Origin of the sequence: Thauera propionica (genome assembly GCF_002245655.1) — a bacterium.
Taxonomy (GTDB): domain Bacteria; phylum Pseudomonadota; class Gammaproteobacteria; order Burkholderiales; family Rhodocyclaceae; genus Thauera; species Thauera propionica.
Genome location: NZ_NOIH01000010.1, coordinates 1 through 23,353, shown reverse-complemented (window position 1 = coordinate 23,353; position 23,353 = coordinate 1). Strand labels below are relative to the sequence as shown.

General features: G+C 65.2%; 22 protein-coding genes and 1 tRNA gene. 12 read left to right on the top strand and 11 right to left on the bottom strand.

The window, feature by feature from the left end:
- The first annotated feature begins 28 nt into the window (after positions 1 to 28).
- Entirely contained in the window at positions 29 to 3,106 is a 3,078-nt protein-coding gene (locus tag CGK74_RS09855) for an efflux RND transporter permease subunit (RefSeq protein ID WP_094268321.1), read from the top strand.
- Between the two features lie 88 nt (positions 3,107 to 3,194).
- Here CGK74_RS09855 and CGK74_RS09850 read toward each other — a convergent pair whose 3' ends face one another.
- The 3 genes from CGK74_RS09850 to miaA form a co-directional block, all read right to left on the bottom strand.
- The gene (locus tag CGK74_RS09850) at positions 3,195 to 3,416 is read right to left on the bottom strand and encodes an HP1242/YdcH family protein (protein ID WP_094268320.1); all 222 of its coding nucleotides are present in this window, start codon (positions 3,414 to 3,416) and stop codon (positions 3,195 to 3,197) included.
- Positions 3,417 to 3,515: 99 nt separating this feature from the next.
- Positions 3,516 to 4,061, bottom strand: a complete 546-nt coding sequence (locus tag CGK74_RS09845; RefSeq protein WP_094268319.1) for a DUF1415 domain-containing protein — start codon at positions 4,059 to 4,061, stop codon at positions 3,516 to 3,518.
- A 41-nt stretch (positions 4,062 to 4,102) separates the two neighbouring features.
- Positions 4,103 to 5,080 carry a tRNA (adenosine(37)-N6)-dimethylallyltransferase MiaA gene (gene miaA, locus CGK74_RS09840; RefSeq protein ID WP_094268318.1) on the bottom strand — a complete coding sequence of 326 codons (978 nt, stop codon included), beginning with the start codon at positions 5,078 to 5,080 and terminating at the stop codon, positions 4,103 to 4,105.
- An 89-nt stretch (positions 5,081 to 5,169) separates the two neighbouring features.
- Between miaA and CGK74_RS09835 the strand changes: the two genes are divergently transcribed.
- Positions 5,170 to 6,087 carry a DNA ligase gene (locus tag CGK74_RS09835; protein WP_240498691.1) on the top strand — a complete coding sequence of 306 codons (918 nt, stop codon included), beginning with the start codon at positions 5,170 to 5,172 and terminating at the stop codon, positions 6,085 to 6,087.
- A 9-nt stretch (positions 6,088 to 6,096) separates the two neighbouring features.
- Here the strand turns inward: CGK74_RS09835 and CGK74_RS09830 are convergent, their stop codons facing one another.
- The 3 genes from CGK74_RS09830 to CGK74_RS09820 form a co-directional block, all read right to left on the bottom strand.
- Entirely contained in the window at positions 6,097 to 6,288 is a 192-nt protein-coding gene (locus CGK74_RS09830; RefSeq protein WP_094268316.1) for a hypothetical protein, read from the bottom strand.
- Positions 6,288 to 6,863 (bottom strand): sigma-70 family RNA polymerase sigma factor, encoded by a 576-nt coding sequence (locus CGK74_RS09825; RefSeq protein WP_094268315.1) that lies wholly within the window; start codon positions 6,861 to 6,863, stop codon positions 6,288 to 6,290. The genes CGK74_RS09830 and CGK74_RS09825 overlap by 1 nt, the downstream gene beginning before the upstream one ends.
- Positions 6,864 to 7,007: 144 nt before the next feature.
- Complete coding sequence (locus CGK74_RS09820; protein WP_240498682.1) at positions 7,008 to 8,756, bottom strand: sensor domain-containing diguanylate cyclase; 1,749 nt, start codon at positions 8,754 to 8,756, stop codon at positions 7,008 to 7,010.
- A 179-nt stretch (positions 8,757 to 8,935) separates the two neighbouring features.
- On the opposite strand from CGK74_RS09820, the gene CGK74_RS09815 reads away from it, so the two are divergent.
- Positions 8,936 to 9,514 (top strand): YqaA family protein, encoded by a 579-nt coding sequence (locus CGK74_RS09815; protein WP_094268313.1) that lies wholly within the window; start codon positions 8,936 to 8,938, stop codon positions 9,512 to 9,514.
- 19 nt (positions 9,515 to 9,533) lie between these two features.
- Here the strand turns inward: CGK74_RS09815 and mutL are convergent, their stop codons facing one another.
- Entirely contained in the window at positions 9,534 to 11,375 is a 1,842-nt protein-coding gene (gene mutL, locus CGK74_RS09810; RefSeq protein ID WP_094268312.1) for a DNA mismatch repair endonuclease MutL, read from the bottom strand.
- 110 nt (positions 11,376 to 11,485) lie between these two features.
- On the opposite strand from mutL, the gene CGK74_RS09805 reads away from it, so the two are divergent.
- From CGK74_RS09805 to CGK74_RS09775, 7 genes are all read left to right on the top strand, one after another.
- Positions 11,486 to 12,238, top strand: coding sequence for a hypothetical protein (locus CGK74_RS09805; protein ID WP_206186229.1), 753 nt, complete (start codon positions 11,486 to 11,488; stop codon positions 12,236 to 12,238).
- Between the two features lie 32 nt (positions 12,239 to 12,270).
- Positions 12,271 to 12,912: a phosphoribosylglycinamide formyltransferase gene (gene purN, locus CGK74_RS09800; protein WP_094268310.1), complete on the top strand. Its 642-nt coding sequence runs from the start codon at positions 12,271 to 12,273 to the stop codon at positions 12,910 to 12,912.
- Positions 12,913 to 12,924: 12 nt separating this feature from the next.
- A complete protein-coding gene (locus CGK74_RS09795) occupies positions 12,925 to 14,115 on the top strand; it encodes a DUF3108 domain-containing protein (RefSeq protein WP_094268309.1) in 1,191 nt (396 codons plus the stop codon).
- A gap of 7 nt (positions 14,116 to 14,122) precedes the next feature.
- Positions 14,123 to 15,415, top strand: a complete 1,293-nt coding sequence (locus CGK74_RS09790; protein WP_094268308.1) for an RsmB/NOP family class I SAM-dependent RNA methyltransferase — start codon at positions 14,123 to 14,125, stop codon at positions 15,413 to 15,415.
- A gap of 34 nt (positions 15,416 to 15,449) precedes the next feature.
- Positions 15,450 to 16,001: a phospholipase D family nuclease gene (locus CGK74_RS09785; protein ID WP_094268307.1), complete on the top strand. Its 552-nt coding sequence runs from the start codon at positions 15,450 to 15,452 to the stop codon at positions 15,999 to 16,001.
- Between the two features lie 184 nt (positions 16,002 to 16,185).
- Positions 16,186 to 17,355 (top strand): DesA family fatty acid desaturase, encoded by a 1,170-nt coding sequence (locus tag CGK74_RS09780; protein ID WP_094268306.1) that lies wholly within the window; start codon positions 16,186 to 16,188, stop codon positions 17,353 to 17,355.
- 113 nt (positions 17,356 to 17,468) lie between these two features.
- The gene (locus CGK74_RS09775; RefSeq protein ID WP_094268305.1) at positions 17,469 to 18,110 is read left to right on the top strand and encodes a trimeric intracellular cation channel family protein; all 642 of its coding nucleotides are present in this window, start codon (positions 17,469 to 17,471) and stop codon (positions 18,108 to 18,110) included.
- A 46-nt stretch (positions 18,111 to 18,156) separates the two neighbouring features.
- On the opposite strand, the gene queD is transcribed toward CGK74_RS09775, so the two are convergent.
- On the bottom strand, positions 18,157 to 18,600 hold the full coding sequence (gene queD, locus CGK74_RS09770; RefSeq protein WP_094268304.1) for a 6-carboxytetrahydropterin synthase QueD: 444 nt from the start codon (positions 18,598 to 18,600) through the stop codon (positions 18,157 to 18,159).
- Between the two features lie 86 nt (positions 18,601 to 18,686).
- Here queD and CGK74_RS09765 point away from each other — a divergent pair, with 86 nt between their 5' ends.
- Complete coding sequence (locus CGK74_RS09765) at positions 18,687 to 19,559, top strand: radical SAM protein (RefSeq protein WP_094268303.1); 873 nt, start codon at positions 18,687 to 18,689, stop codon at positions 19,557 to 19,559.
- Positions 19,560 to 19,578: 19 nt separating this feature from the next.
- On the opposite strand, the gene CGK74_RS09760 is transcribed toward CGK74_RS09765, so the two are convergent.
- Positions 19,579 to 19,872, bottom strand: a complete 294-nt coding sequence (locus CGK74_RS09760; protein ID WP_094268302.1) for a helix-turn-helix domain-containing protein — start codon at positions 19,870 to 19,872, stop codon at positions 19,579 to 19,581.
- A gap of 528 nt (positions 19,873 to 20,400) precedes the next feature.
- Between CGK74_RS09760 and CGK74_RS09755 the strand changes: the two genes are divergently transcribed.
- Positions 20,401 to 20,493: transfer RNA gene (locus tag CGK74_RS09755), tRNA-Ser, on the top strand.
- 1,652 nt (positions 20,494 to 22,145) lie between these two features.
- On the opposite strand, the gene CGK74_RS09745 is transcribed toward CGK74_RS09755, so the two are convergent.
- Together CGK74_RS09745 and CGK74_RS09740 are read right to left on the bottom strand one after the other, a co-directional pair.
- The gene (locus tag CGK74_RS09745) at positions 22,146 to 22,439 is read right to left on the bottom strand and encodes an H-NS histone family protein (protein ID WP_094268300.1); all 294 of its coding nucleotides are present in this window, start codon (positions 22,437 to 22,439) and stop codon (positions 22,146 to 22,148) included.
- Positions 22,440 to 22,638: 199 nt separating this feature from the next.
- Positions 22,639 to 23,353 (bottom strand): zinc-ribbon domain-containing protein (locus tag CGK74_RS09740; protein ID WP_165770068.1); only part of this gene is annotated, 715 nt, incomplete at its 5' end.

The following is a 23,353-nucleotide window of genomic DNA, read 5'->3' as shown; positions in this document are numbered from 1 at the left end:
GCCCGACGAGCTACAGGAAGCCGCGACGATGGTCATTTCCGAGATCTGCATCAAGCGCCCGGTGTTTGCCACCGTGCTGTCGCTGCTGGTGCTGCTGGTGGGGCTGATGTCCTACTCGCGGCTGACGGTGCGCGAGTATCCCAACATCGACGAGCCGGTGGTGACCGTCGATACCACCTATACCGGCGCCAGCGCCGAGATCATCGAGTCGCAGGTGACGAAGCCGCTGGAGGATTCGCTGGCCGGCATCGAGGGCGTGGACGTGCTGTCCTCGATCAGCCGCTCCGAGCGCAGCCAGATCACCATCCGCTTCCGGGTCGAGCGCGACGCCGACAGTGCCGCGGCCGACGTGCGCGACCGGGTGTCGCGCGTGCGGCGCCGGTTGCCGGATGACGTGGACGAACCGGTGATCGCCAAGGTCGAGGCCGACGCCAACCCGATCATCTGGGTCGCCTTCTCGTCCGACCGGCATTCGCCACTGGAGATGAGCGATTTCGCCAGCCGCATCATCAAGCCCAGGCTGCAGACCCTGCCAGGCGCGGCCGATGCGCGGGTGTTCGGCGAGCGCCGCTATTCGATGCGGATCTGGCTCGATCGCGACCGCTTGGCGGCTTTCGGCCTCACCGTGCAGGAGATCGAGAACGCGATCCGTGGCCAGAACGTCGAGCTGCCCGCTGGCCGCATCGAAAGCAGTCAGCGCGAATTCGCGGTGGTGGCGCGCACCGATCTGGCCCAGGTGGACGAATTCGAGGCCGTGGTGGTGCGCCAGCCGGCCAACGCCGCCGACTATCCGGTGCGCATCCGCGACATCGGCCGCGTCGAGGTGGCGCCCGAGAACGAGCGTACGTCGGTGCGCTTCATGGGCAGGCCCTCCATCTCGATCGGTCTCATCAAGCAGGCCACGGCCAATCCGCTCGATCTCAAGCAGGGGCTGGTCGAGATGCTGCCGCGGCTCGAGAGCGAGCTGCCCGAGGGCATGTCGATGACCATCGCCAACGACACCACGGTGTTCATCGAGCGCTCGATTGACGCGGTGTTTGCCACGATCTGGGAGGCGGTGCTGCTGGTGGCGGGCGTGTGCCTGTTCTTCCTGCGCAACTGGCGCGCGATGCTGGTGCCGCTGGTGACGATCCCGGTGTCGCTGGTGGGCGCGTTCACGCTGATGTTCGCGTTCGGCTTCTCGATAAACACGCTGACGCTGCTCGCGCTGGTGCTGGCGATCGGCCTTGTGGTGGACGACGCGATCGTGGTGTTGGAGAACATCTACCGCCACGTCGAGGAGGGCATGGAACCGGTGGCCGCGGCCTTCAGGGGCGCCAGGGAGATCGGCTTCGCGGTGGTGGCGATGACGATCACGCTGGCTGCCGTGTATGCGCCGGTCGCCTTCATGACCGGGCGCACCGGCAAGCTGTTCACCGAGTTCGCGTTGACGCTGGCCGGCGCAGTGATCGTGTCCGGCTTCGTGGCGCTGACGCTGTCGCCGATGATGTGCTCGAAGCTGCTGCGCCACGAGCCCAGGCACGGCCCGATCTACAACGGCATCGAGCGCTTCCTGAACTGGATGACCGAGGGCTACCGTGGCGTGCTGGCGGCGGCGCTGAAGGCGCGCTGGCTGGTGATGCTGGTGTTCGCGCTGGTCGCCGGCTCCTCGGTGCTGCTGATGGGCCAGTTGAAGACCGAACTCGCGCCGCAGGAGGACCGCGGCCGCGTGATCGGCATCTTCAGCGGCCCGGAAGGGGCGACGATCGATTACATGGGACGTTATGCGCGCGAACTCGAGGACATCTATGCCGGCCTGCCCGAGGTGGACCGCTATCTGGTCATCGCGGGCAATCCGACGGTCTCGCAGGGTATTTCCTTCGTCGGCTTCACCGACTGGGGCGAGCGCGAACGCGGTGCGGCGCAGATCGCGGAGGAACTGGGGCCGAAGCTGAGGGCGATTCCCGGCGTGAATGCCTTCCCGGTGATGCCGGCATCCTTCGGCCAGAGTCCGCGCTCGCGGCCGCTGAGCTTCGTGGTGTCGACCTCCGAGTCCTACGACGAACTGGCCCGCTATACCGAGCTGATCCTCGACGAGATGCGCAACAACCCGGGCTTCATCTCGCCCGACACCGACCTCAAGCTGACCCTGCCGGAACTCTCCGTCGAAGTCGATCGCGACCGCGCGGCCGATCTCGGCGTGCCGGTCGACGTCATCGGCCGTACGCTCGAGACCATGCTCGGCGGCCGCCAGGTCACCCGCTACAAGCAGGATGCCGAGCAGTACGACGTGATCGTGCAGGTCGCCGCCGCCAGCCGGGCCGATCCGCGTGACATCCGCGACATCTTCGTGCGTGCGCGCAATGGCGAGATGGTGCCGCTGGCCAACGTGGTGAAGGTGAGCGAGGCGGTGGCGCCGCGCGAGCTCAACCACTTCGGCCAGCGTCGCTCGGTGACGATCTCGGCCAACCTCGCGCCCGACTACGCGCTGGGCGAGGCCCTGCAGTGGATGGACCAGACCGCGGCGCGCATCCTGCCGGCGGGCTACGCCACCGACTATGACGGGCAGTCGCGCGAGTTCCGCACCAGCTCGGCGAGCCTGGCGCTGGTCTTCATGCTGGCGCTGGCCTTCATCTATCTGGTGCTCGCAGCGCAGTTCGAGAGTTTTCGCGACCCCTTCATCATCATGCTGACGGTGCCGCTGTCGATGACCGGTGCGCTCGGCGCGCTGTGGCTGACCGGCGGCACGCTCAACGTCTATAGCCAGATTGGCCTGGTGACGCTCGTGGGCCTGATCACCAAGCACGGCATCCTGATCGTCGAGTTCGCCAACCAGTTGCGCGAGCAGGGGCGCGAGCTGGTGGACGCGGTGATCGAGGCCTCGGTGCTGCGCCTGCGCCCGATCCTGATGACGACCGGGGCGATGGTGCTGGGCTCGGTGCCGCTCGCGCTGGCGACCGGTGCGGGGGCAGAGAGCCGCCAGCAGATCGGCTGGGTGATCGTCGGCGGCCTGCTGCTGGGGACCTTCTTCACGCTGTTCGTGGTGCCGACGGTGTATTCGCTGCTGGCGCGCAGGCAGCGCGAGGCGATGGAGCTGGACGTGAAGCCGGCCGGCGTTGAAACCTGAGCGCGCTGCGGAAACGAAAAGCCCCCGGGCAGCCATCTGGCTTCGGGGGGCGTCTCGGCAAACCTGCCGTCCTTCGCTTGCCGGATCCTCAGGCGGGGGATTCGGCTTTCTTCAGGATCGCGTACATCTGGTCCTTCAGCAGCAGTTTCTGCTTCTTCAGGACTTCGACCTCTTCATGCGTGGCGTGCTCGATATGCGTCTCGATATTCTTGATCTGCTGATCGAGCGCGTTGTGCTTGTCGAACAACTGCAGGAAGTGACGATCGGTGGTCTTGAGCTGGGTGATCAGGTCGCGGTACTCAGGGAACATAGGCGCACTCCGGTTGTTGAATGGTAGGTAAAACCGGATTCGTTGCAGCTACTCTACTCCTTCGTCCGCGACCGGCCAAGGTCCCAGAATGGGCAGGTTTCAGCCGAACAGGTAGGGGAAGAGCTTGCGCTTCTCGTCCTTGCTCAGTGCCTCCATGCGCTTGATGTTGCGCTCGGGGATGCCCTCGACGTCGGGGTAGTGGTCGACGGCCTGTTCCAGGCTTTCCTCGCGAATGATGTGCAGCATCGGCCAAGGCGAGCGGTTGGTCAGGTTGCCGGGCTCGTCGGCCTCGGTGTCGGCGAACTGGTACTGCGGATGGAAGCTGGCCACCTGCAGCTCGCCTTCCCAGCCGAACTGCTCCACCCACAGGTCGACCGCGTCGAGGAAGTCGTTGTAGTCCTCGAAGTTCTCGAGCATGTCGGGGATCGCCAGCAAGGTCGTTTCCAGTTCCTCGACCGGGGTGTCGGACAGGCGCTCGAGCTCGGCCTGCAGGTCGTTGAGCAGGGCTTCCTCGTCGGTGGCATGGCTGATGGCGATGCGCACGCGCTTTTCGCGCCGCGGCTTGGCAGCGAAGGGACAGAGGTTGAGGCCGATGACCACTTCGTCCAGCCATTGGTTGATGTCGTCGATGATCTGCTGGTCCATGTTCGTGATTCCTTGCGGGTGGTTTGTCGGGTGGCAGGCGCCTATCGGCCCAGCAGCCTGAGCGCGGCGTGGCCGACCGCGTCGGCGAGGTCGGGCCGCAGGCAGTCGACTTCGACGAAGCCTGGCCAGGTCTCGCGGAACTGACGTTGCCAGGTGAGCTGGCGCTTGGCCAGCTGGCGCGTGGCGGCGATGCCCTTGAAGCGCAGCTCGTCGTAGCCGATGTCGCCATCCAGGTACTCCCAGGCCTGGCGGTACCCGACGCAGCGCATCGAGGGCATGTCCGGCGTCAGGTGGTAGTTGCGGCGCAGTTGGCGCACTTCGTCGACGAAGCCGGCATGCAGCATGGCGTCGAAGCGCTCGGCAATGCGCACATGCAGCACGCTGCGGTCGGAGGGCGCAAGCGCGATCGGCAGCAGGCGACAGGGCAGGGCGTCATCTTCCTTGCGGGCGTAGCTTTCGGCCAGGGGCCGACCGGTGAGGCGCACGATCTCGAGCGCGCGCTGGATGCGCTGGGCGTCGCTCGGTTCGAGTCGGGCGGCGGCGTCGGGGTCGAGCCGCGCAAGCTCGGCGTGCAGCGCCGGCCAGCCGCGTGCGGCGGCGTCCTCGTCGATGGCGCGGCGCAGCTCGGCATCGGCCGGCGGCAGGTCGGAGAGCCCATCGCGCAGGGTCTTGAAGTACAGCATGGTGCCGCCGGCCAGCAGCGGGATGTTGCCGCGGGCGGTGATCTCGGCCATCAGATGCACGGCGTCGGCGCGGAAGCGCGCTGCCGAATAGGCCTCTTCCGGCGACACGATGTCGATCAGGTGGTGTGGGCAACTCGCCCGTTCCGCCGCGCTCGGCTTGGCCGTACCGATGTCCATGTCGCGATACACGAGCGCGGAGTCGACGCTGATGATCTCGATCGGCAGCGCCCGGGCAAGCGCCAGCGCGCAGGCGGTCTTGCCGCTGGCGGTGGGTCCCATCAGCAGCAGGGCGGGGGGCAGGGAGGACGTAGCGTCGGTCACGGTTCGGGTGTTCATGGCAGGCGCCGCGGATTATCCGCTTTCCGGCGGGGAAGGGGCAGGGGCGGGCGAGGCGATTTGCGCCCGAAGCTGATCTGGTTATGGAAATGACATTATTATGGCGCTGCCTGTTCCCGCCCCATAAGCGCCAGATGAAGCTCCTCCACCCCTCTCCAGCACGTCGTCGCACGCTGCGCACCATCATTTGCGCGGGCCTTGCGTTCATCCATCCCGGCATCGCCGGCGACGACGTTCCGCCCGCTGCCATGCTCGCCGGTCGTTGGCGCGAAGGACTCGATCCGGCCCGCTACTGGGTCAGCGAAAAGCTCGACGGCGTGCGTGCCTGCTGGGACGGGCGGCGCCTGCGCTTTCGCAGCGGCCGCTCGATTCCGGCGCCGGGCTGGTTCGTTGCTGCCCTGCCTGACGTGCCGCTCGATGGCGAGCTGTGGCTCGGGCGCGGACGTTTCGAGGCCTTGTCGGGTCTCGTGCGGCGGGAGGCGGTGGACGAGGCCGGCTGGCGTTCGGTGCGTTACATGGTGTTCGATACCCCGGGCGGCGCCGGGACCTTCGGCGAGCGGTTGGTGCGCCTGCAACGCATCGTCGAGGGGGCCGAGCTGCCGTGGCTACAGGTTGTTCCCCAGTTCCGCGTCGCCGATGCCGCGTCGCTCGCGGCAACGCTCGACACAGTCCTTGCGGCGGGTGGCGAAGGGCTGATGCTGCATCGGGCCGACGCGCATTGGGATAACGGCCGCAGCGAGGCCTTGCTCAAGCTGACGCCCTTCCTCGATGCGGAGGCCCGCGTCGTCGGGCATCTGCCGGGGCGCGGCAAATACGCCAAGGTGGTTGGCGCGCTCGAGGTGGAAAGGCCGGACGGCCGGCGCTTTCGCATCGGCACCGGTCTGAGCGACGCGGACCGGCGTAATCCGCCGGCGGTCGGCAGTGAGGTGACCTATCGCTACCGCGAACTCACGGGCGGCGGACTGCCGCGCTTCCCGGTGTTCGTGCGAGTTCGCGAGCTGCCTTGAGCGGCCCGGTCACTCCTTCGGAGCGCCGTCGAGGTGGGCCCTGTAGGCGCGTACTGCCTTGCCCAGCTTCTCGTCGTTGGTGGTAAAGGTGCGGCACCGACGGCACATGAGTCGGTGCTGTCCGGCCCAGAAGCGCTCGATGAGGCCGGCGTCGACGAGTTGTCCCGATGTCAGCTTGAAAATGTATTCCTTGCACGTCATCACGATGTGCGTCCTCCAAACCAGCGCTGGTTCAGGCACAACTGCAACTGCTTGCGTGCCCGGCTCATGCACTGCCAGTAGTCTGCCTGCGTCAGGCCGAGCACGTTGCAGATCTCCCCGGCCTCGCATTCGAGGAACTCCCTCATGCTGAACACGCGGGCCGGTTTCGGCGGGAGCCTGTTGACGCAGAGATCGACGACGGCGAAGAACTGCTCGGTTTCAAGCTGCCCGTCGGGGGAACTCCACAGGCCGGGGGCAACCCCGGTCGACCAGTGTCCGCGAGTCGTGAACAGCATGTCATCGAGATCATCCTCGAACACCTCGCCGCATGCGATCTCACCGCGGTACTTGTGACGCAGGCGGTCGGTGATCTTGTGACGCAGGATGCCGAACAGATAGGTCCTGATCCCACCCTCGCTCACCTTGCTCCAGTCGGTGGCGAGCATTGCCGTGAGCACGTCATGTACCGCGTCCTCCGCATCTTCGCGACGCGGAAGATGCAGTTGTGCAAAGCGCAGCATCGGCGGGCGAAAGTCGCGTGCGAGTTGTTCAAAATCCATCTTCTGCGCCAGCAAGAAATCTCCTCGGTCGTGCCGATCATGGTGCGCGCTTCGCCTTACTATCAGATCTCTCCCGCGGGGAAGGCAGGCAACGAAGCGCGCGTACCCTTCAAGTCGGACGGGGCTGAAAAACCTGACAGGAGAATTTGCCGCGTGGCTTCAGGTCGTTCCCGCTTCGCCATGCTTGTCTGCATACATGGCGCGGTCGGCGCTCTTCAGCAGACCCTCGGCCTCGTCGCCGTCCTCGGGGAACAGGGCTGCGCCGACGGCGCCGCCACTCGTTACCGGACTGTGCGGGCTGCCGATGGATTCCAGCGGTTCGCGCAGGCTCCGTTCGATATGGCTGCGCACGCTCAACAGGCTGCTGCGATCGTCCACCGGGTCGAGCAGGATCACGAACTCGTCCCCGGCGTAGCGCGCGACGAGGTCGTTCTCACGCACATGGTCCGACAGGCGCCGGCCGATTTCCTGCAATGCCCGGTCGCCAGCGTCGTGGCCGTAGGTGTCATTGATCGCCTTGAAGCCGTTGAGGTCGATGAACAGCACGCCCAGACCGTGTTTGCGGCGATCCTCGCGCGCGGTGTCGATGCGCCGGCGCAACTGGTCCATGAAGGCTTCGCGGTTGGCGAGCCCGGTGAGGCGGTCGGTGCGCAGGCGGTTCTGCATGGTCTCGAAGCTGCGGGCCAGTGCCCCGATCTCGTCGCGGCGCTCGATGCCGACCGGTGCGTCGAGTTCGCCATTGCCCACGCGCCGGGCCGCCTCGGTCAGGCGGCGCAGATCGTCCGAGACCCAGCCCAGGATGCTGAGGCCGATGAAGATCGCGAACAGCACGGCCAGCGTCGCGAGGATGATGGTCCGGCTGACGTTCTCGCGTACGCCGCCGAGGAAGTCGCTGGCGGGCATCGCGACGATCATCACCCAGTCGAGCCCGGCGTCATCGCGGATGCGGTCAAATGCCGCATGCACGAGGCTGCCGTCAGCGGTGTGGAAGTCGAATACGCGCGGCAGGTCCTTGTCGTCGCGCGCGGCGATGCGCCCCTGCACGGTGTCGTAAGCGGCCTTGAGCAGGCCATGATCGCTGCGGCCCGCGTTGAGGCGACCGCTGCTGCCATCGGGCAGGGTGACGACGTTGCGGCTGGCTGACGAGGCGATGAGATTGCCGTCCGGTTCGATGATGAAGGCGACGCCATTGGGCGACACCTTCAGGCGTCCGACGAAGTCGTTGAGGGCCTTCAGCGACACGTCCGTCGCGACGACGCCGTCGAAGCTGCCGCTCGCGGTATGAACCTGGCGCGCGCGCGTGGCGACGAGTTGGCGGGTGCCGAAGTCGATGTAGACCGAGGTCCAGGTATGGCCGTTGTTGCGCTTGCCGTCGGCGTACCAGGGGCGTGTGCGGGGGTCGAACAGGTTGGCTTCGCGGCGCTGGAACTGCAGCGGGCCGTCGATGCCGCTGAAGGTGTAGATGGCCCTGTGCTCGTCGGGGCGCAACTTCATGCGCAGCTCGACCTCGTCGGCGGTATGGCGGAACAACCCCAGGCCCTGGCCCGCCTCGTTGCCGAAATAGACATAGTTGTTCGGGTCGGTGTGCAGCGTGGTGGCGACCCAGAAGCGGCTGCGGATCTCGTGGAAGTCCGACTCGATGGACTGCGGCGCCGGCACGCCGGTCGGGAAGGCTGTCTCGAGTACGGCACTGGAGCCGACGATGTGGCGGTCGACCGCCTGGGCGATGCGCCCGACGGTCTCCAGCAGCAGATGTGACGACACCGTCGCGACGGCCTGGCTGCCCGCCGAATAGGAAAGCATGCCAATCGCGATCGCAAGGCCGATGACGAGCACCACATAGGGCACGATCAGGACCAGTCGCAGGGAGAAGGGCTTGAAGAAGCGGATCGGCATGGTGGCTGACACGTCAGTGCCCCAAAACGAGGCGATTGGGTCGAACGCAGGATTCTGGCCACTGCGCCGTCATTGCGCAACTCGTTTTGCATGGCAAGGTGGAATGCATCGCTGGCAGGGGCGTGCGGGTATCATTGCGCCCTCGCGCTCGACCGGGTGCGAGGTCGAGAATGTTTCAGGGAATACGTGACGTGAAGATTTTTTCGCCGCTGTACGAACGGGCGATGCGCTGGTCGCGCCACCCGCGCGCGCCCTGGTTGCTGGGCGGCCTGAGTTTTGCCGAGTCGTCGTTCTTTCCGATTCCGCCCGATGTGATGCTGGCGCCGATGAGCCTGGCGAACCCCCGGCGCGCCTGGTGGTTCGCTCTGCTTACGACGCTGACCTCGGTGGCAGGTGGCCTGTTCGGCTATCTGATCGGATATTTTGCCTTCGACGCGATCGAGCCCTGGCTGCGCGGCTCGAACTACTGGGGCGCCTACGAACAGGCGGTGGCGTGGTTCGACGCCTGGGGCTTCTGGGCGATCTTCATCGCCGGCTTCTCGCCGATCCCTTACAAGGTGTTCACCATCGCTGCCGGCGTGGCGTCGATGGCCTTGCTGCCATTCACGCTGGCGTCCTTCATCGGGCGGGGGGCGCGCTTCTTTCTCGTTGCCGGCCTGATGGCGTGGGGCGGCGCACGCATGGAAAGCGTGCTGCGTACCTATGTGGACCGGATCGGCTGGGCAACGGTGGCGGTGGTCGCGCTTGCGGCGCTGATCTACAAGCTTTGATCCAGACGGCGCGGCGCGATCACTGGCCGCGCATGAAGAAGCGGTCGAGGTCGGCCATCGTGAGCTGCGTCCAGGTCGGGCGGCCATGGTTGCACTGGTCGGCGCGCTCGGTGGCTTCCATGTCGCGCAGCAGCGCGTTCATCTCGGGAAGCGTCAGCTGACGATTCGCGCGCACCGCGCCATGGCAGGCCATGGTGGCGAGCAGTTCATTGCGGCGCGCGGTGACGACCTCGGACGCCGGGAACTCGCGCAGCTCCTCGAGCAGCTTGCGCATCAACTCGGCCACCGGGGCGTTGGCGAGCAGTGCCGGCACGCTGCGCACCGCCAGCTCCTGCGGGCCGGCCGCGCCCACGTCGAAGCCCATGCCGGCGAGCACGTCGGCACATTCCTCTGCTGCCGCCATGTCCTTGGGGCCGACGGAAAACACCGCGGGGATCAGCAGGCGCTGCACCGAAGGCCGGCCGTCGAGCACGGTCTTGAGCTTCTCGTAAAGGATGCGCTCGTGCGCAGCGTGCATGTCGACCAGCACGAGGCCGGTGCGATTCTGCGCCAGGATGTAGACGCCGTGCAGCTGGGCCAGCGCGAACCCAAGCGGCGGCGCGCCGTCGCCATCCGGCAGTGGCGGGGCGGCCACGTTCGCGGTGCCCGAAAGCGGGGTCTGTGCCCGGGCGGCGAAATCCAGATAGGCGCGGCTGGCGGAATCCATCGCGAGCTGGCCTTGTTGCGGGGGCGCGGCGCCCCAGGAGCGTCCGCCTGCCGGGGGCGGCGACGCTGTGTTCGTATGCCCGCCGGCAACGGGATAAGTGGCGGTGTTGGCAGCGATGCCGAAGCCCGCACCCGCCGCAGGTTGCGCGGCGGCCGGTTCGGCCTCGATGCGTCCGGCGCCCGATTCGGCCAGCACGCGCTTGAGGGCGTGATAGACGAACTGGTGCACCGCGCGCGACTCGCGGAAGCGGACCTCGATCTTGGCCGGATGGACATTGACATCCACGCCGGCGGGATCGAGCTCGAGGAACAGCACGTAAGCGGGATGGCGGCTGCCATGCAGGATGTCGGTGTAGGCCTCGCGCACCGCGTGGGTCAGCAGCTTGTCGCGCACGAAGCGGCCATTGACGAAGAAGAACTGCGCATCCCGGCTGGCGCGCGAGTAGGCCGGCAGCGAGGCGAAGCCCGTCAGGCGCAGCACCCCTCCCTCGGCCGAAACCTCGCGCGCATGCTGCAGGAAGTCGTCGCCCATCAGGGCCGCGACTCGCGTCGCCGGGCTACCCGGAGGCAGGCGGTGGATGACGCGGCCGTTGTGCGACAGCTGCAGGCCGATATCGGGCCGGGCCAGCGCCACGCGGCGGAACATGTCGTCGCAGTGAGCGTATTCCGTGCCTTCGGTCTTGAGGAACTTGCGCCGTGCCGGGGTGTTGTAATACAGGTCGGCGACGTCCACCACCGTGCCCTGGTTCAGCGCGGCCGGTGTCAGGCTGCGGTCGCTGCCGTCGATGCGCCAGGCGTGACTGGCGCCGGCTGCGCGGCTGGTGATCGAGGTGCGCGCCACGGCCGCGATGGCGGCCAGCGCCTCGCCGCGAAAACCCATCGTGCCGACGTGTTCGAGGTCGTCCAGCGTGGCGATCTTGCTCGTCGCGTGGCGTTCCAGTGCCAGTTCGAGGTCGTCGCGGTCGATGCCGCAGCCGTCGTCCGCGACGCGGATGCGGCGCACGCCACCTTGTTCCAGCTGCACCTCGATGGCGCGCGAACCGGCGTCGACCGCGTTCTCCAGCACTTCCTTAAGGACCGAGGCCGGGCGCTCGACGACCTCGCCGGCGGCGATCTGGTTGACCAGCAGGTCGGACAGGCGATGGATGACGGACATGGGTGGAAGGCCGCGGTCGGGAAGGGCGCGATTATACGTTGCGGGCTTGCTGCGGTTGCGGCGGGAGCTTCCGGTATGATGCGGTCAGAGCACCTGCCGGGATGATGCGCATGCGCAAGACTTCACTCGCGTTGAAGGTCGATCGCCGCCCCCTGGCGTGGCTGTGTGCAGGGCTGGTCGTGGCAGCCGTCGTTGCGCTGGCTGGCTGCTCCACGCCGGGCACGGCGCCGAATGCGAAGCGCGAGCGCGGCTTCGATCCGCGGCAGCTGATCAAGACCGACATCAACCGCGTGGCCGAAACGCACCAGCAGCACATCTTCGCGAGCCTGCGCCGCCTGGCCGACAAGCTCTACAAGCGCAACCCCCGCGAATGGCGCAAGACCGGCGCGCCGAGCGCCGAAGCGGCGATCTCGCGCATCTTCGACGAGCAGCACCGCTGGCGTTTCGAATCGCTCGGCAACCGGCGCGATCTCGATGCCTTGCATGTCGCCCTGCACCCGGAGTTCCGCGGCGACCGTGTGCAGGCGCTGATCGTCGGGCTGGGAAGCATGGTGCAGTCCGCCTTCGGCGATCGCGAAGTTTTTTACCTTCTGGATGATCTCGAGCCCCAGCACCTCTACAATGCGGCCCGCAACGTTGAGATCGCAGCCTGGAAGCTGGCGACCGCCCGTGACGGGCAGGGACAGCTGCTGTTGCTGTCTAACGAACTCGGCGAATCGTCCAACCTCAGCTTCGAGCGCGAATTCGGCCGCATCGTCGGTCTGCTCGATGTGCTGTCCGATGTGGTCGAGGAAGAGACCGAACGCACGGTGACGCGCGTTGTCCAGAACCTGACCACCGCGGTCTTTCTGCCTGTGTATTGAAGGTGCGCGGGCGTTTCATTCAAATTTTCCAGATGAAGTCCATCGTCATTCTCGTATCCGGCCGCGGCAGCAACATGCAGGCCATCGTTGACGCCGCCATTCCCGGTGCCCGCATCGCCGCGGTCATCAGCAACCGTCCCGACGCCAGCGGGCTGGCGTTTGCCGCCGAACACGGCATCGAGACCGCAGTGGTCGATCACAAGGCCTACGCCGATCGCGCCGCATTCGACCTGGCTCTGGCCGAATGCATCGACGGCTACCGGCCCGACCTCGTCGTGCTGGCCGGCTTCATGCGCGTGCTGACCGACGATTTCGTGCGCCGCTACGACGGCCGCCTGATCAACATCCACCCCTCGCTGCTGCCGTCCTTTCCTGGTCTGCACACCCACCGGCGCGCGCTCGAGGCGGGCGTGCGCGTGCATGGCGCGACCGTGCATTTCGTGACGGCGACGCTCGACTGCGGCCCGATCATCGTCCAGGCTGTGGTGCCGGTACTGCCCGGCGATGACGAGGCGAGCCTGGCGGCGCGCGTGCTGGCGCAGGAGCACTGCATCTATCCGCAGGCCGTGCGCTGGTTCGTCGATGGCCGCCTGAGTGTGGACGGGCAGGGGCGCGTCCACCTCGCGGGCGAGGATGACCATGCCGTGGGCTGCACCGTGCCTGCGCTGGATTGAGGAGTTGGACCGGTGATCGACCGTTACGGCCTGGCCGCGCTTGGCATCTCGCTTGTGGCGCATGTCGCGCTGCTGGGCGGGGCCGAGTTGAACCTGTCGCCGACGGTCGAACCGGAGTTGCCGGAGCCTTTCATGCAGGCGCGCCTGATCGTGCCGCCTCCGCCACCAGTCGTCCCTCCACCGGCGGCGCTTGCCGAGACGCCGGCGCCCAGTGCGCCGCCGGTCGCGCCGGCCCCGAAACCCAGATCCAGGCCAGTCGCCAAGCCCGTAGCCAAGCCGGCGCCAGCGGCCATTGCGCCGCCCGAACCCGTGCAGGTGGCGCTGGCCGTGCCCGCTGTCGAGACTACGCCCGTCATGGCCGACCTGCCGACGCCGGCAGCGCTCGTGCCGACAGTCCCGAACCTCGATCCGATGGCCGGTGCGGCCTTCGACGTAGCAGATGCGGACGGCTGGCCGCGCGAGGGGCGCATCGTCTATCGCGTGATGATGGGCGACAAGGGCTTCGAGGTCGGGCAGGCGACCCACCAGTGGTCGCACGACACCCGGCGCTACGACATGCGGGTCGAGCTGAAGACCACCGGCGTGGCGGCGCTGATGCGCAGCTTCCAGTACACGCAGCGCAGCGAAGGCGAGGTGGGCGACCGCGGCCTGCGCCCCCAGCGCTTCACCGTAGAACAACGCGGCCGCGCATCGGATGCGGTCGATTTCGACTGGGAGGCCGGCGAGGCGACGATCCGCCGCGGCAATCGTGCGCCGCGCACGGCGCGCATCCTGCCGGGCGATCAGGACGTGCTGAGCCTGTGGCATCAGGTCGGCATCGTCGGTGCCAACGGTCTGCCGGCGACGCTGACGGTGCTGACCAACAAGAGTGCCAAGCCGGCCTTGCTCGAGGTGGTGGGGCCGGAGGGGCTGCGCCTGCCTATCGGTCGCTTGGACACGCTGCGGCTACGGGCGCAGGCCGAAGATGGCAGCCTGACGATCGACATCTGGCTGGCGAGCCGCTACGGCATGCTGCCGGTGCGCATCCGTATCGCCGACGATGAGGGTGAGGTGCTCGATCAGCAGGCCATCCAGTTGCGCCTGACGCCGGCGGGCGAGCCAACCAAGAGCGCCGAAGACGACGAGGGGGGCGGTGTTGCGCTCACCGAACCGATCGAATTGAAGGAAGAGATCGACCCGCTGGCCGATCTCTACAGGAACTGATACCGATATGAAGAAGACTGACAAGACCCCCGAAGGCGCTGTTTCGCGCGCTCTGTTCATCCAGGCGACCCAGGCCCTCGGCACCGTGCTCGCATTCGAGTTTCCTGCCGACGCCGTGTTGTCGCGGCATTTCCGCGACAACCGCGAGCTTGGGCATCGTGACCGTGGCTTCATCGCCGAGACCGTGTATGCCGTGCTGCGCCGGCTGCGCTGGCTGCGCCGTCTCGCAGGCGACAAGGCGACGCCGCGCGAGCTGCTGCTGGCCTGGTTCGCCCGTGGCGAAGGCTGGCCGATGCGCAACTTCGAAGGGCTGGCATCGGCGACCGAGCGCGAGTGGATCGAGAAGCTCAAGGCCGTGAGCCTGGGCGAAGCGACGCTGGCGGAGCGGGCCGATCTGCCCGACTGGCTTGCCGAGCGCCTGCTGCGCAGTTTCGATGAGGAGGGCGTGCTGGCGCTGGCTCAGGGGCTGAATAGGCCGGCGCCGCTCGACCTGCGCGCCAACGTGCTCAAGATCGACCGCGACACGCTGCTCGCGCGCCTGCGCGAGGACCGCATTGTAGCCGAGCCGGGAACCCTGTCGCCGCAGGCGGTGCGCCTGGCGGGCAAACCTGCGCTGCAGAAGCATCCGCTCTTCCTCGACGGCAGCTTCGAAGTGCAGGACGAAGGCAGCCAGTTGCTTGGCCTGCTGGTCCAGCCCAAGCGCGGCGAGCTGGTGGTGGATTTCTGCGCTGGCGCTGGCGGCAAGACGCTGCAGCTGGGCGCGATGATGCGCTCGACGGGCCGCCTGTATGCCTTCGACGTGTCGGAGAAGCGCCTGGCGAAGCTCAAGCCGCGCATGGCGCGTGCCGGACTCTCGAACGTGCATCCGGTGCTGATCGCGCACGAGAACGACGCCAAGGTGAAGCGCCTCGCCGGCAAGGCCGACCGCGTGCTAGTCGATGCGCCGTGCACCGGCCTGGGCACGCTGCGCCGAAACCCCGACCTGAAATGGCGCCAGTCGCCCGCGGCCGTCGATGAAATGGTTGCCAAACAGGGCGCGATCCTCGCTGCCGCGGCCCGCCTCGTGCGTCCCGGTGGCCGTCTCGTGTATGCGACCTGCAGCCTGCTCGCGGAGGAGAACGATGCGGTGGTCGATGCCTTCCTCGCCGCCCATCCGGAGTTCCGCGCAGTGTCGGCACAGGAGGTGCTGGACAAGCAGGGCGTGACGCTGGAAACGGGCGAGCGCCTGCGCCTGCTGCCCCATGTCCATGATACGGACGGCTTCTTCGCCGCGGTGATGGAGCGGGTTGCGGGTGCCTGATCGCTGCAGTCGGCGCGGGCTGGGGCGGTTTGCATTGGCGGCCGCTCTGTGTGCGTCGCTGCCTGCGGCGCTGTCCGTCGAGGCTTCGCAACGCTTTGCCGGTCGCGGCGAGATCGAGGTCGCATTCACGCCACGTGACGATGCCGAGTCGCTGCTGGTCCGTGTGATCGGCCAGGCGCGGCGCAGCCTGCATGTGCAGGCCTATGCCTTCACCAATCGCCGCATCGCCGATGCGATGGTGAAGGCCCATCGGCGCGGCGTCGACGTGCAGGTGCTGGCCGACGAGCGCATGAACCGGCGCGAGAAGGGCAATGCCCTGCCACGCTTGCTCGCGGCGGGTGTGCCGGTGGCGCTGGAGACCAAGTACAACGCGGCCCACAACAAGGTGCTGATCGTCGACGCGGACGGGCCGGGCTGCGCCGTGGTCACGGGCTCGTTCAATTTCACCTGGTCGGCACAGAACCGGAACTCTGAGAACGTGCTGATCCTGCGCGGCCATTGCGAGGTCGCGCGGGCCTATCGCGACAACTGGCTGCAGCACCGCCGCGATGCAGTCGCCGTGACCGCGTTGCCGCTCAAGCGTTGAGCGGGCCGCCACGGAACGTGCCGACCCGGAGCGGGTCAGAGTTCGACTGCCGCATAGGACTCTCGGGACACGTCGCCGCGGCCCTGCGGCATCGTCAGGCCGCACGAGGGTAATCCCTAGGACGGGCGCTCCGCGCTTCACGTAGAATCATCAAGCTATCTGTTTTTCAAGGATATTCATCCGCATGTATACCGGGTTGTTCGATCTTCCCTGGTGGGGCTACGTCGTCGTGGCCCTGGTCCTGACCCACATCACCATCGCCTCGGTGACGATCTTCCTGCATCGTCACCAGGCGCATCGGGCGCTGGAGCTGCATCCCATCCCGAGCCACTTCTTCCGCTTCTGGCTGTGGCTGACCACCGGCATGGTCACCAAGGAGTGGGCGGCCATCCACCGCAAGCATCACGCCAAGTGCGAGACGCCCGAGGATCCGCACAGCCCGCAGACGCGGGGCATCCGCAAGGTGCTGTGGCAAGGCGCCGAACTCTATCGGGCCGAGGCGAACAACCAGGAGACGCTGCAGCGGTACGGCCACGGCACGCCGGACGACTGGCTCGAACGCAATGTCTATCGCCGTTCGGTGCTGGGCGTGTCGATCATGCTTGTGATCGACGTGATCGCATTCGGTGCCGTCGGCCTGACGATCTGGGCGGTGCAGATGGTGTGGATCCCGTTCTGGGCGGCCGGCGTCATCAATGGCATCGGCCACTACTGGGGCTATCGCAACTACGACTGCGTGGACGCCTCGCGCAACATCTCGCCTTGGGGCATCCTCATCGGCGGCGAGGAACTGCACAACAACCATCACAGCTTCGCCACCTCGGCCAAGCTGTCGTCGAAGTGGTACGAGTTCGACATCGGCTGGATGTACATCCGCATCCTGGAGATGTTCGGGCTGGCGAAGGCGAAGAAGGTGATTCCGACGCCGCGCTTCGGCGAAGCCAAGCACGTGCCCGACTTCGATACCCTGCAGGCGATCGTCACCCACCGCTACGACGTGATGACGCGCTACATGAGCTCGCTGAAGCGGGTGTGCGCGGACGAGATCGAGCGCCTGAAATCCACGCACGGCGTGCGCTTCGATGCCCGCGCGCTGAAGCGTTGGGTGTTGGCGGGCGAGGACCGTGGTCTGGCCGAGGAGCAGCGCCAGCAGTTGCAGGTGGTGGTCAAGGAGAGCGAGGCGCTCAGCACCGTGATGACGATGCGCGAGGAGTTGGCGGCGATCTGGGCGCGTTCGAACGCGACTCGCGAGCAGTTGCTGGCCCAGTTGCAGGACTGGATCGCGCGCGCCGAACAGAGCGGCATCAAGCAGTTGCAGGAGTTCTCGCAGCGCCTGCGTCGCTACGCGGTCTGAACCCGAAGCCCTCTCGGGAGATGCGGCACGCCTCGCGGTGCGACGCGTGCCTTTTCTTTGGCCAACCACCGGTCCGCCGCTTGAGGCGTGACCGTGTTTCCTGTGCTGAGTAGATGAAGTTCGAGACCATTCTGCTGGTGATCGAGGTCGGCGGTACGCTCGCGTTCGCGATGTCCGGCCTGCTCGAGGCGATCCGCAAGCGCATGGACATCGTCGGTGTGTTCTCGGTGGCCTTCGTCACGGCCTTCGGCGGCGGCACCTTGCGAGATATCCTGCTCGATCGCCGGCCGCTGTTCTGGATCCAGAACCAGGAATACCTGTGGCTCGTGATCGCGCTTGCACTGACGGCGCCACTGTGGGTGAAGACCGTCCGTCATCGACTGATGGAAAGAGCGATGGAGTTTGCCGATGCCTGCGGCCTGGGCCTGTTCGCCATTTCTGGCGCCTCCATCGCATCGGCGGCCGGGATGCCTCCTCTGGTGGCGGTCCTGATGGGCGTGATAACGGCGGTGTTCGGCGGGGTGTTGCGCGACGTGCTGTGCAACGAGATCCCGAAGGTCTACCACGACCACCGTCCTTATGCCCTGTGTGCTGTGGTCGGTTGCAGCGTATTCCTTGGGCTCGACGCCCTTGGCATGGCATCGCACCTGTCGATGATCGCCGGCATCTGCACAGCGACCGGCTCGCGGCTGCTGGCCGTGGTCTTTGGCTGGCGGCTGCCGGCCTGGCCGGCGCATATGGACCGAACCGGGTGACGCCGTCAGAGTGAGCGGCAGCGCTCGCGGACGATGCCGGCGGCCCTCAGGCGCGAACCGCGTCTGCCCAGCAGTTGGGGGTTTCGTACAGGCGCACGCGCTCGAGGCGCAGGTGATTGCCGTAGGTGTCGCGATAGGCGGGATCGAGGATGCGGAAGGCTTCCGCCGCCAGGTTCTCCGCCGTCGGCACCACGTCGAGCACGACGGTCTTGTGGCCAGGGACGGCGGCGAGGAAGTCTGCCACGAGCGTGTCGTCACGGTAGACGAGGAAGGCGTGGTCCCATTGGCTGACCACGAGTTCGTTGGCGATGCGCTTGACGTCGGCGAAGTCCATCACCATGCCATTGACCGCAAGCCCGTCGGCCTTGATGATTTCACCCGACAGCGTCACCTCGATGGCGTAGCGGTGGCCGTGCAGGTGGCGGCACTGGCTGGCGTGGTCGGGGATCCGGTGTCCGGCATCGAATTCTAGACGGCGGGTGATGCGCATGGCTGACCTCTGGCAAAGGGCGCGGATTATAGCATCGAGCCTGCGCGCCGGCCGTTCCGTATATTCCGCAAGTGATTGAGCAGACGATGATTTCCCCTTCCGCATCCCCGGTGCATCCACGTAGCCTGAGTGTCCGCAACCACGACCGTGACCTTGCGGGGCTGACCTACGTCTATCCCGTGCTGTCGCGGCGTGCGGGAGGCGTGTCGGTTGGCGTCAACCTCAATCCGAACAACGCCTGCAACTGGCACTGTGCCTACTGCCAGGTGCCCGGGCTGGTACGCGGCAAGGCGCCGGAAATCGACCTCGTTCGTCTGGAGGACGAATTGCGCGGCTTCCTTGCCGATCTGCTGCATGGCGACTGGATGCAGCGTTTCGTGCCCGAGGACGCGCGCGTGATCAAGGACATCGCCTTCTCGGGCAACGGCGAGCCGACCAGCGCCACGGTATTCCCGGAGGCGGTCGAGCTCGTATTGCGCCTGCGTGCGGAATTCGGGCTGGACGAGACCGTGCCCGTGCGGCTGATCACCAACGGCAGCCTGCTGGCGCAGGCGCGGGTGCAGGAAGGTGTAAGGCGGCTCGGCGAGGCGGGCGGCGAAGTATGGTTCAAGGTGGATGCGGGGACGTCGGAGGCCATGGCGCGCATCAACGGTGTGCAGCTTGAGCCCGATTCGGTCGCGCGCAATCTGGGACGCTGCACCGAACTGTGTGCTACCTGGGTGCAGACCTGCATGTTCCGCTGGGACGATGCGGTGCCGTCGGAGGCGGAGATTGACGCCTACCTTGCGTTGCTGGAGCAGGCCGGGGTGGCGAAGCTGCAGGGCGTGTTGCTCTACGGCATCGCGCGGCAATCGATGCAGCCCGAGGCCACGCACCTCTCGCCGTTGGCAGTGGATGAACTGCAGGCGATCGCCAGCCGGATCGAAAAAAAAGGGCTGACGGTTCGCGTCAGCCCTTGATTGCCGGACGGCATTCCGCTCAGCGGTCTTTCTTCTTGGCGCGCGCTTCTTTCTTGAGGGTCTTGTAGAGCTCGGGGTTGGTGGTCTTCAGGTACTCGGCGACGTCGACGTCGTCACGCTTGACCTTGTTGATGTCGATCTGCTCGATATGAACCAGGCGCAGCAGAGCCTGGACGGGGCGCGGAATGTTGCGGCCGCTTTCGTAGCGGGAGCCGCCGCTCTGGGTGACGCCGATCTTCGACCAGAACTGGGACTGGTTCAGGCCGAGCTTGCGGCGGATTTCGCGGACGTCAAGGCTGTCAGTGGCTTTCATCTGTGTTTCCTCGGTTGAGTATGGAGTGAGTGCATGAATTCTGCATGACTCCGAATCAGTTTGGTATGCGGGCTTCTACGACTAAAGTTATAGCCTAAGAAAAGTATAAATCACTATTCGCTCCACATACAATGACAAATTTCGCATTTTTGCGTTAGAAGTTGTATGAGGCGCATTTGTTGGGTTGGGCTCGTAGCTCCCACCAAAGTTCCGTCTTCGCGAGAATCCCGAGCTTTATCCACACGTCGTTGGATAGGACGATGGCACGGATAGTTCAGAAGCGAAGCGAAGCGGGTGTCCACGTCTCCCGCGTTTTCCGGCATGGCGATGAAATGCCCTGTGCGAAGACCGGGGCGAACGCGAGGCTGCCGTCGGCGGCAGCGGGCGGTGCCGGGATGAGAGCGCGGTCAACACCGTCAAGATAATGCTGGAAATGGCCGCTGCAGGCGGAGTCGGTGCGGCTGGATAAAGCCAGTGAATAGAGTTTGACCGGGCGACGCGAACTCGCTATGATCGCGCCTTCCTGATGGAGACGTGGCCGAGAGGTCGAAGGCACTCCCCTGCTAAGGGAGCATACCGTCAAAAACGGTATCGAGGGTTCGAATCCCTCCGTCTCCGCCAGCCTTATAAATCAATGGGTTAGCGGATAGTTGCTTAAGTTAGTTTAACCCATCTGACCCCCCAGAAGCCCACCGCACTCCACCAGTTGGTGGGTTTTTGGTGGGTTTTTTTACGTCTCCTAGCGGACGCCGCCGTGACACCCGAGCAAGTCCTCAGTCATCTTCAGGCTCAATACCCTGGGCAGGTTGTCCTCTACGCTGCCGAGCTCGCCAAGGTTCTCGGTAAGACTGAGAAGGCCTTGGCGCATCTCATCTCGCGAGACCGTCTTCCGTTTGAACTGAAGTCTTTGGGGGGGCGCAAGTGCGTTGACATCTTCCAGTTGGCAGATTGGCTGGCCACGGGAGGACAGGAGGGGGTGTCACCAGAGCAAACTGGGGCTGTACGCCCGAAGGGTGCCGGGCGCGGCGCACAGTCGGCAGGTGAGCGTAAGCCTCGCGGAGCTAAGAGCAGCATCGGGGCTCGGCTGATGGAGATGCGCCATCAGGCAGCCACCGTGGCTCGGCGTCTTGCAGCATCGTGCGTAGATCCTCAAGAGGCTGCTTTCTTAGTCGAGTTGGCCGAAGGGTTCTTGACTCAGCCGGGGTTGCCCGTCAGCGCGTGGTCATTCAGTTTTGTCAGATGGACGGAGTCCAGTGGTGTCCAGCTGCGCCAAGAGACGAAAGGGTTTGCTGAGAGCCGTGAGGACTTGGACTACGTCCTCTCGTGCTTGCAGGATGATGCCGCCGGTGCAGCAAGAGCTACCCTTGTTGTGAGGTACGAGAGCCGTCACGTCCGCCGTGCGTACTACCTTGATGGTGTCGGCTGGACCGTTGTCCTAAACAGGGCCTGATCGTAGCTTCAGGGCGTTACGGCCTAGGGCATCTTGGTTCTTTCAGCCTGCTTGAGGAATGAAATCGTTGCTGGCGGGACCTTCACCTTCGATCGGACGGAGCACGATCGAGCAAGGGTTTAGTGTCCCGCTACCGGCGCGGGTACTCTTTGAGGTTATCCATGCTGTCGCGCTTGAGCTTCAGCAAAAGCGCAAGGGGCTTGAGGAGGCTGGGCCCCATAGGCGGTAATCGGCGTAGACATCGGCATGGCGGGTCTCTATTTGGCCCTTCATCGTCAAGACGCGCTCAGGTATCCACCCCGTCACGTCATCAGCGACTCTCTTTGCTGCCTTCAGCGTTTCTGTCATCACCTTGGGACCGCTCGGCTCAAACCCGCCGCGACCCAGCAGCCGTTGTTATCAAGCGTGAGTGATGGGACCGCCATGTCGCATAGCTTCTGACCTAACAGTGGCTCCTGTACTGGAAGCGGTGATTCAACCTTGCTCGGTCTTGGTGGGCCAAACTCCGAAGAAACCAGAAGCTTTGTTTGGCCGCAGCTTCATAGTCGGGGACTGGCGGCTTTGCGCCTTCCACGCCGGAACGTCGGCGGGAAGAGAGCAACAATTGTTCCAACCTCCGATTCCGCGCCCTCAGATGCCTCGGTGAGTCTCTCGCATGGCGCTCTAGGACCCGAAGTCGCCTCGCCATAATCCTTGTCACCAGCAGCAAAACTGGTGACAAGGAGCCGACATGGGCGACCAAGTGCGCCTTAATTCGGACAGTTGCTTGCAAGTAAGAGTGGGAGTTGCACGGTTGCAACGCCCAGTTCGCAGCGCGGGACCCTTAGATACGCAGATCGTCCAAATTCTTGCCTTCGGTCCAGCGCGGCGGGCGACCCATGCCAGACCATTCCGCTCCAGTTTCAGGGCAGCGGTACTTCGCTGTTGGCTTCTTACGAGCCACCTTCTCGGCTGATTTCGCCTTGCCGAAGAGCTCTTCGGCAGTTAGTTCGAAGTCGGCGATAAGTGAGCGCGCTTGCTGGACGGCTTCCTTGCGCTTGTCGGCTTTGAGTTGAGCAATCTTTGCGTCGAGTTCGTTGCGCTGCTCGATCAGCGCTTGGAGTTCAGCGGAGGTCATCTTTTTTCCTTTTTAAAATCGCGGTTTGATTCGAAACTTGTCGCCATCGGAGAGCTACTTTCGATACCGAACGATGGCGAGCGCACAAAGTCTATCCCGGCCGCCTCTGTTAATCTAGTTCGGAATGATAAAAAAGCCCATCTTTCGATGGGCTGAAGGACGCTTGATCATGACCTCTTCTACTTGAATGTCACTTTTGCTACCGGTGTGAGAGCCGGGGAAAGCTCTTTTGAAGCCAGTGATTGCCTGCTTCCAGCTCCTCGCGCTCCTTCATGATCTGAGACACCAACTCACTTTCAACGTACGCTTGAAAATCATCCTTGCGGTTGCAGTCGTGAGGATGGTGTTTGATCTGATAGAGCGAGATGAAGTTTGAGCGGCATATAAGCACCTTCTGGCGGTCCCGTTCTTGAATCAACTTCAGCTTCTCGTCATCCACACCAAAGTGCTTGACCGTCCTGTAATGCTGAGTGCCTTGGTATTCGAACGCAACATTTCGCTCGGACGAGTACCCGTCCAGCTCCAGTCCCTGTGTCCAAGCCGTCCGGATCTTGGGGAATCTAGCGTTGAAGAACTCCTCAAAAACCTCTCTGCACAGGGACTCCGATTTGTGCCGGCAGTATGGGCAGCCGCTCTTGCGATGCCAGACATTGGCGATGGTCGCTTCCCATTCGTGGCCGTAAGAACACCGCCATCTCAGGCGGGATTGATTCGTCACCGCCGCGCGACGATCTGAGATGCATTGTATGTCGCGCCCCTGCATCTCCATGTCTACCCGCTCCATCGTCCACCTCGTTCTTTGCGCGCACTCGATACACCAGGTTCCGGACTTGACGTTGTCCACACGAACGGCAAAAACGTGGCCCTTGGTGTCACTGACCGCCACAATAGAGCCACCGATGATCGGCATATAG

What these genes read in the sequence shown, in the direction of transcription:
- CGK74_RS09745 (WP_094268300.1), bottom strand. Translation starts at nt 22,439, where the DNA reads ATGACCTCCGCTGAACTCCAAGCGCTGATCGAGCAGCGCAACGAACTC.
- CGK74_RS09855 (WP_094268321.1), top strand. Translation starts at nt 29, where the DNA reads ATGGTCATTTCCGAGATCTGCATCAAGCGCCCGGTGTTTGCCACCGTG.
- CGK74_RS09765 (WP_094268303.1), top strand. Translation starts at nt 18,687, where the DNA reads ATGATTTCCCCTTCCGCATCCCCGGTGCATCCACGTAGCCTGAGTGTC.
- mutL (WP_094268312.1), bottom strand. Translation starts at nt 11,375, where the DNA reads ATGTCCGTCATCCATCGCCTGTCCGACCTGCTGGTCAACCAGATCGCC.
- CGK74_RS09835 (WP_240498691.1), top strand. Translation starts at nt 5,170, where the DNA reads ATGACATTATTATGGCGCTGCCTGTTCCCGCCCCATAAGCGCCAGATG.
- CGK74_RS09845 (WP_094268319.1), bottom strand. Translation starts at nt 4,061, where the DNA reads ATGGACCAGCAGATCATCGACGACATCAACCAATGGCTGGACGAAGTG.
- purN (WP_094268310.1), top strand. Translation starts at nt 12,271, where the DNA reads ATGAAGTCCATCGTCATTCTCGTATCCGGCCGCGGCAGCAACATGCAG.
- miaA (WP_094268318.1), bottom strand. Translation starts at nt 5,080, where the DNA reads ATGAACACCCGAACCGTGACCGACGCTACGTCCTCCCTGCCCCCCGCC.
- CGK74_RS09760 (WP_094268302.1), bottom strand. Translation starts at nt 19,872, where the DNA reads ATGAAAGCCACTGACAGCCTTGACGTCCGCGAAATCCGCCGCAAGCTC.
- CGK74_RS09775 (WP_094268305.1), top strand. Translation starts at nt 17,469, where the DNA reads ATGAAGTTCGAGACCATTCTGCTGGTGATCGAGGTCGGCGGTACGCTC.
- CGK74_RS09805 (WP_206186229.1), top strand. Translation starts at nt 11,486, where the DNA reads ATGCGCAAGACTTCACTCGCGTTGAAGGTCGATCGCCGCCCCCTGGCG.
- queD (WP_094268304.1), bottom strand. Translation starts at nt 18,600, where the DNA reads ATGCGCATCACCCGCCGTCTAGAATTCGATGCCGGACACCGGATCCCC.
- CGK74_RS09830 (WP_094268316.1), bottom strand. Translation starts at nt 6,288, where the DNA reads ATGACGTGCAAGGAATACATTTTCAAGCTGACATCGGGACAACTCGTC.
- CGK74_RS09790 (WP_094268308.1), top strand. Translation starts at nt 14,123, where the DNA reads ATGAAGAAGACTGACAAGACCCCCGAAGGCGCTGTTTCGCGCGCTCTG.
- CGK74_RS09780 (WP_094268306.1), top strand. Translation starts at nt 16,186, where the DNA reads ATGTATACCGGGTTGTTCGATCTTCCCTGGTGGGGCTACGTCGTCGTG.
- CGK74_RS09850 (WP_094268320.1), bottom strand. Translation starts at nt 3,416, where the DNA reads ATGTTCCCTGAGTACCGCGACCTGATCACCCAGCTCAAGACCACCGAT.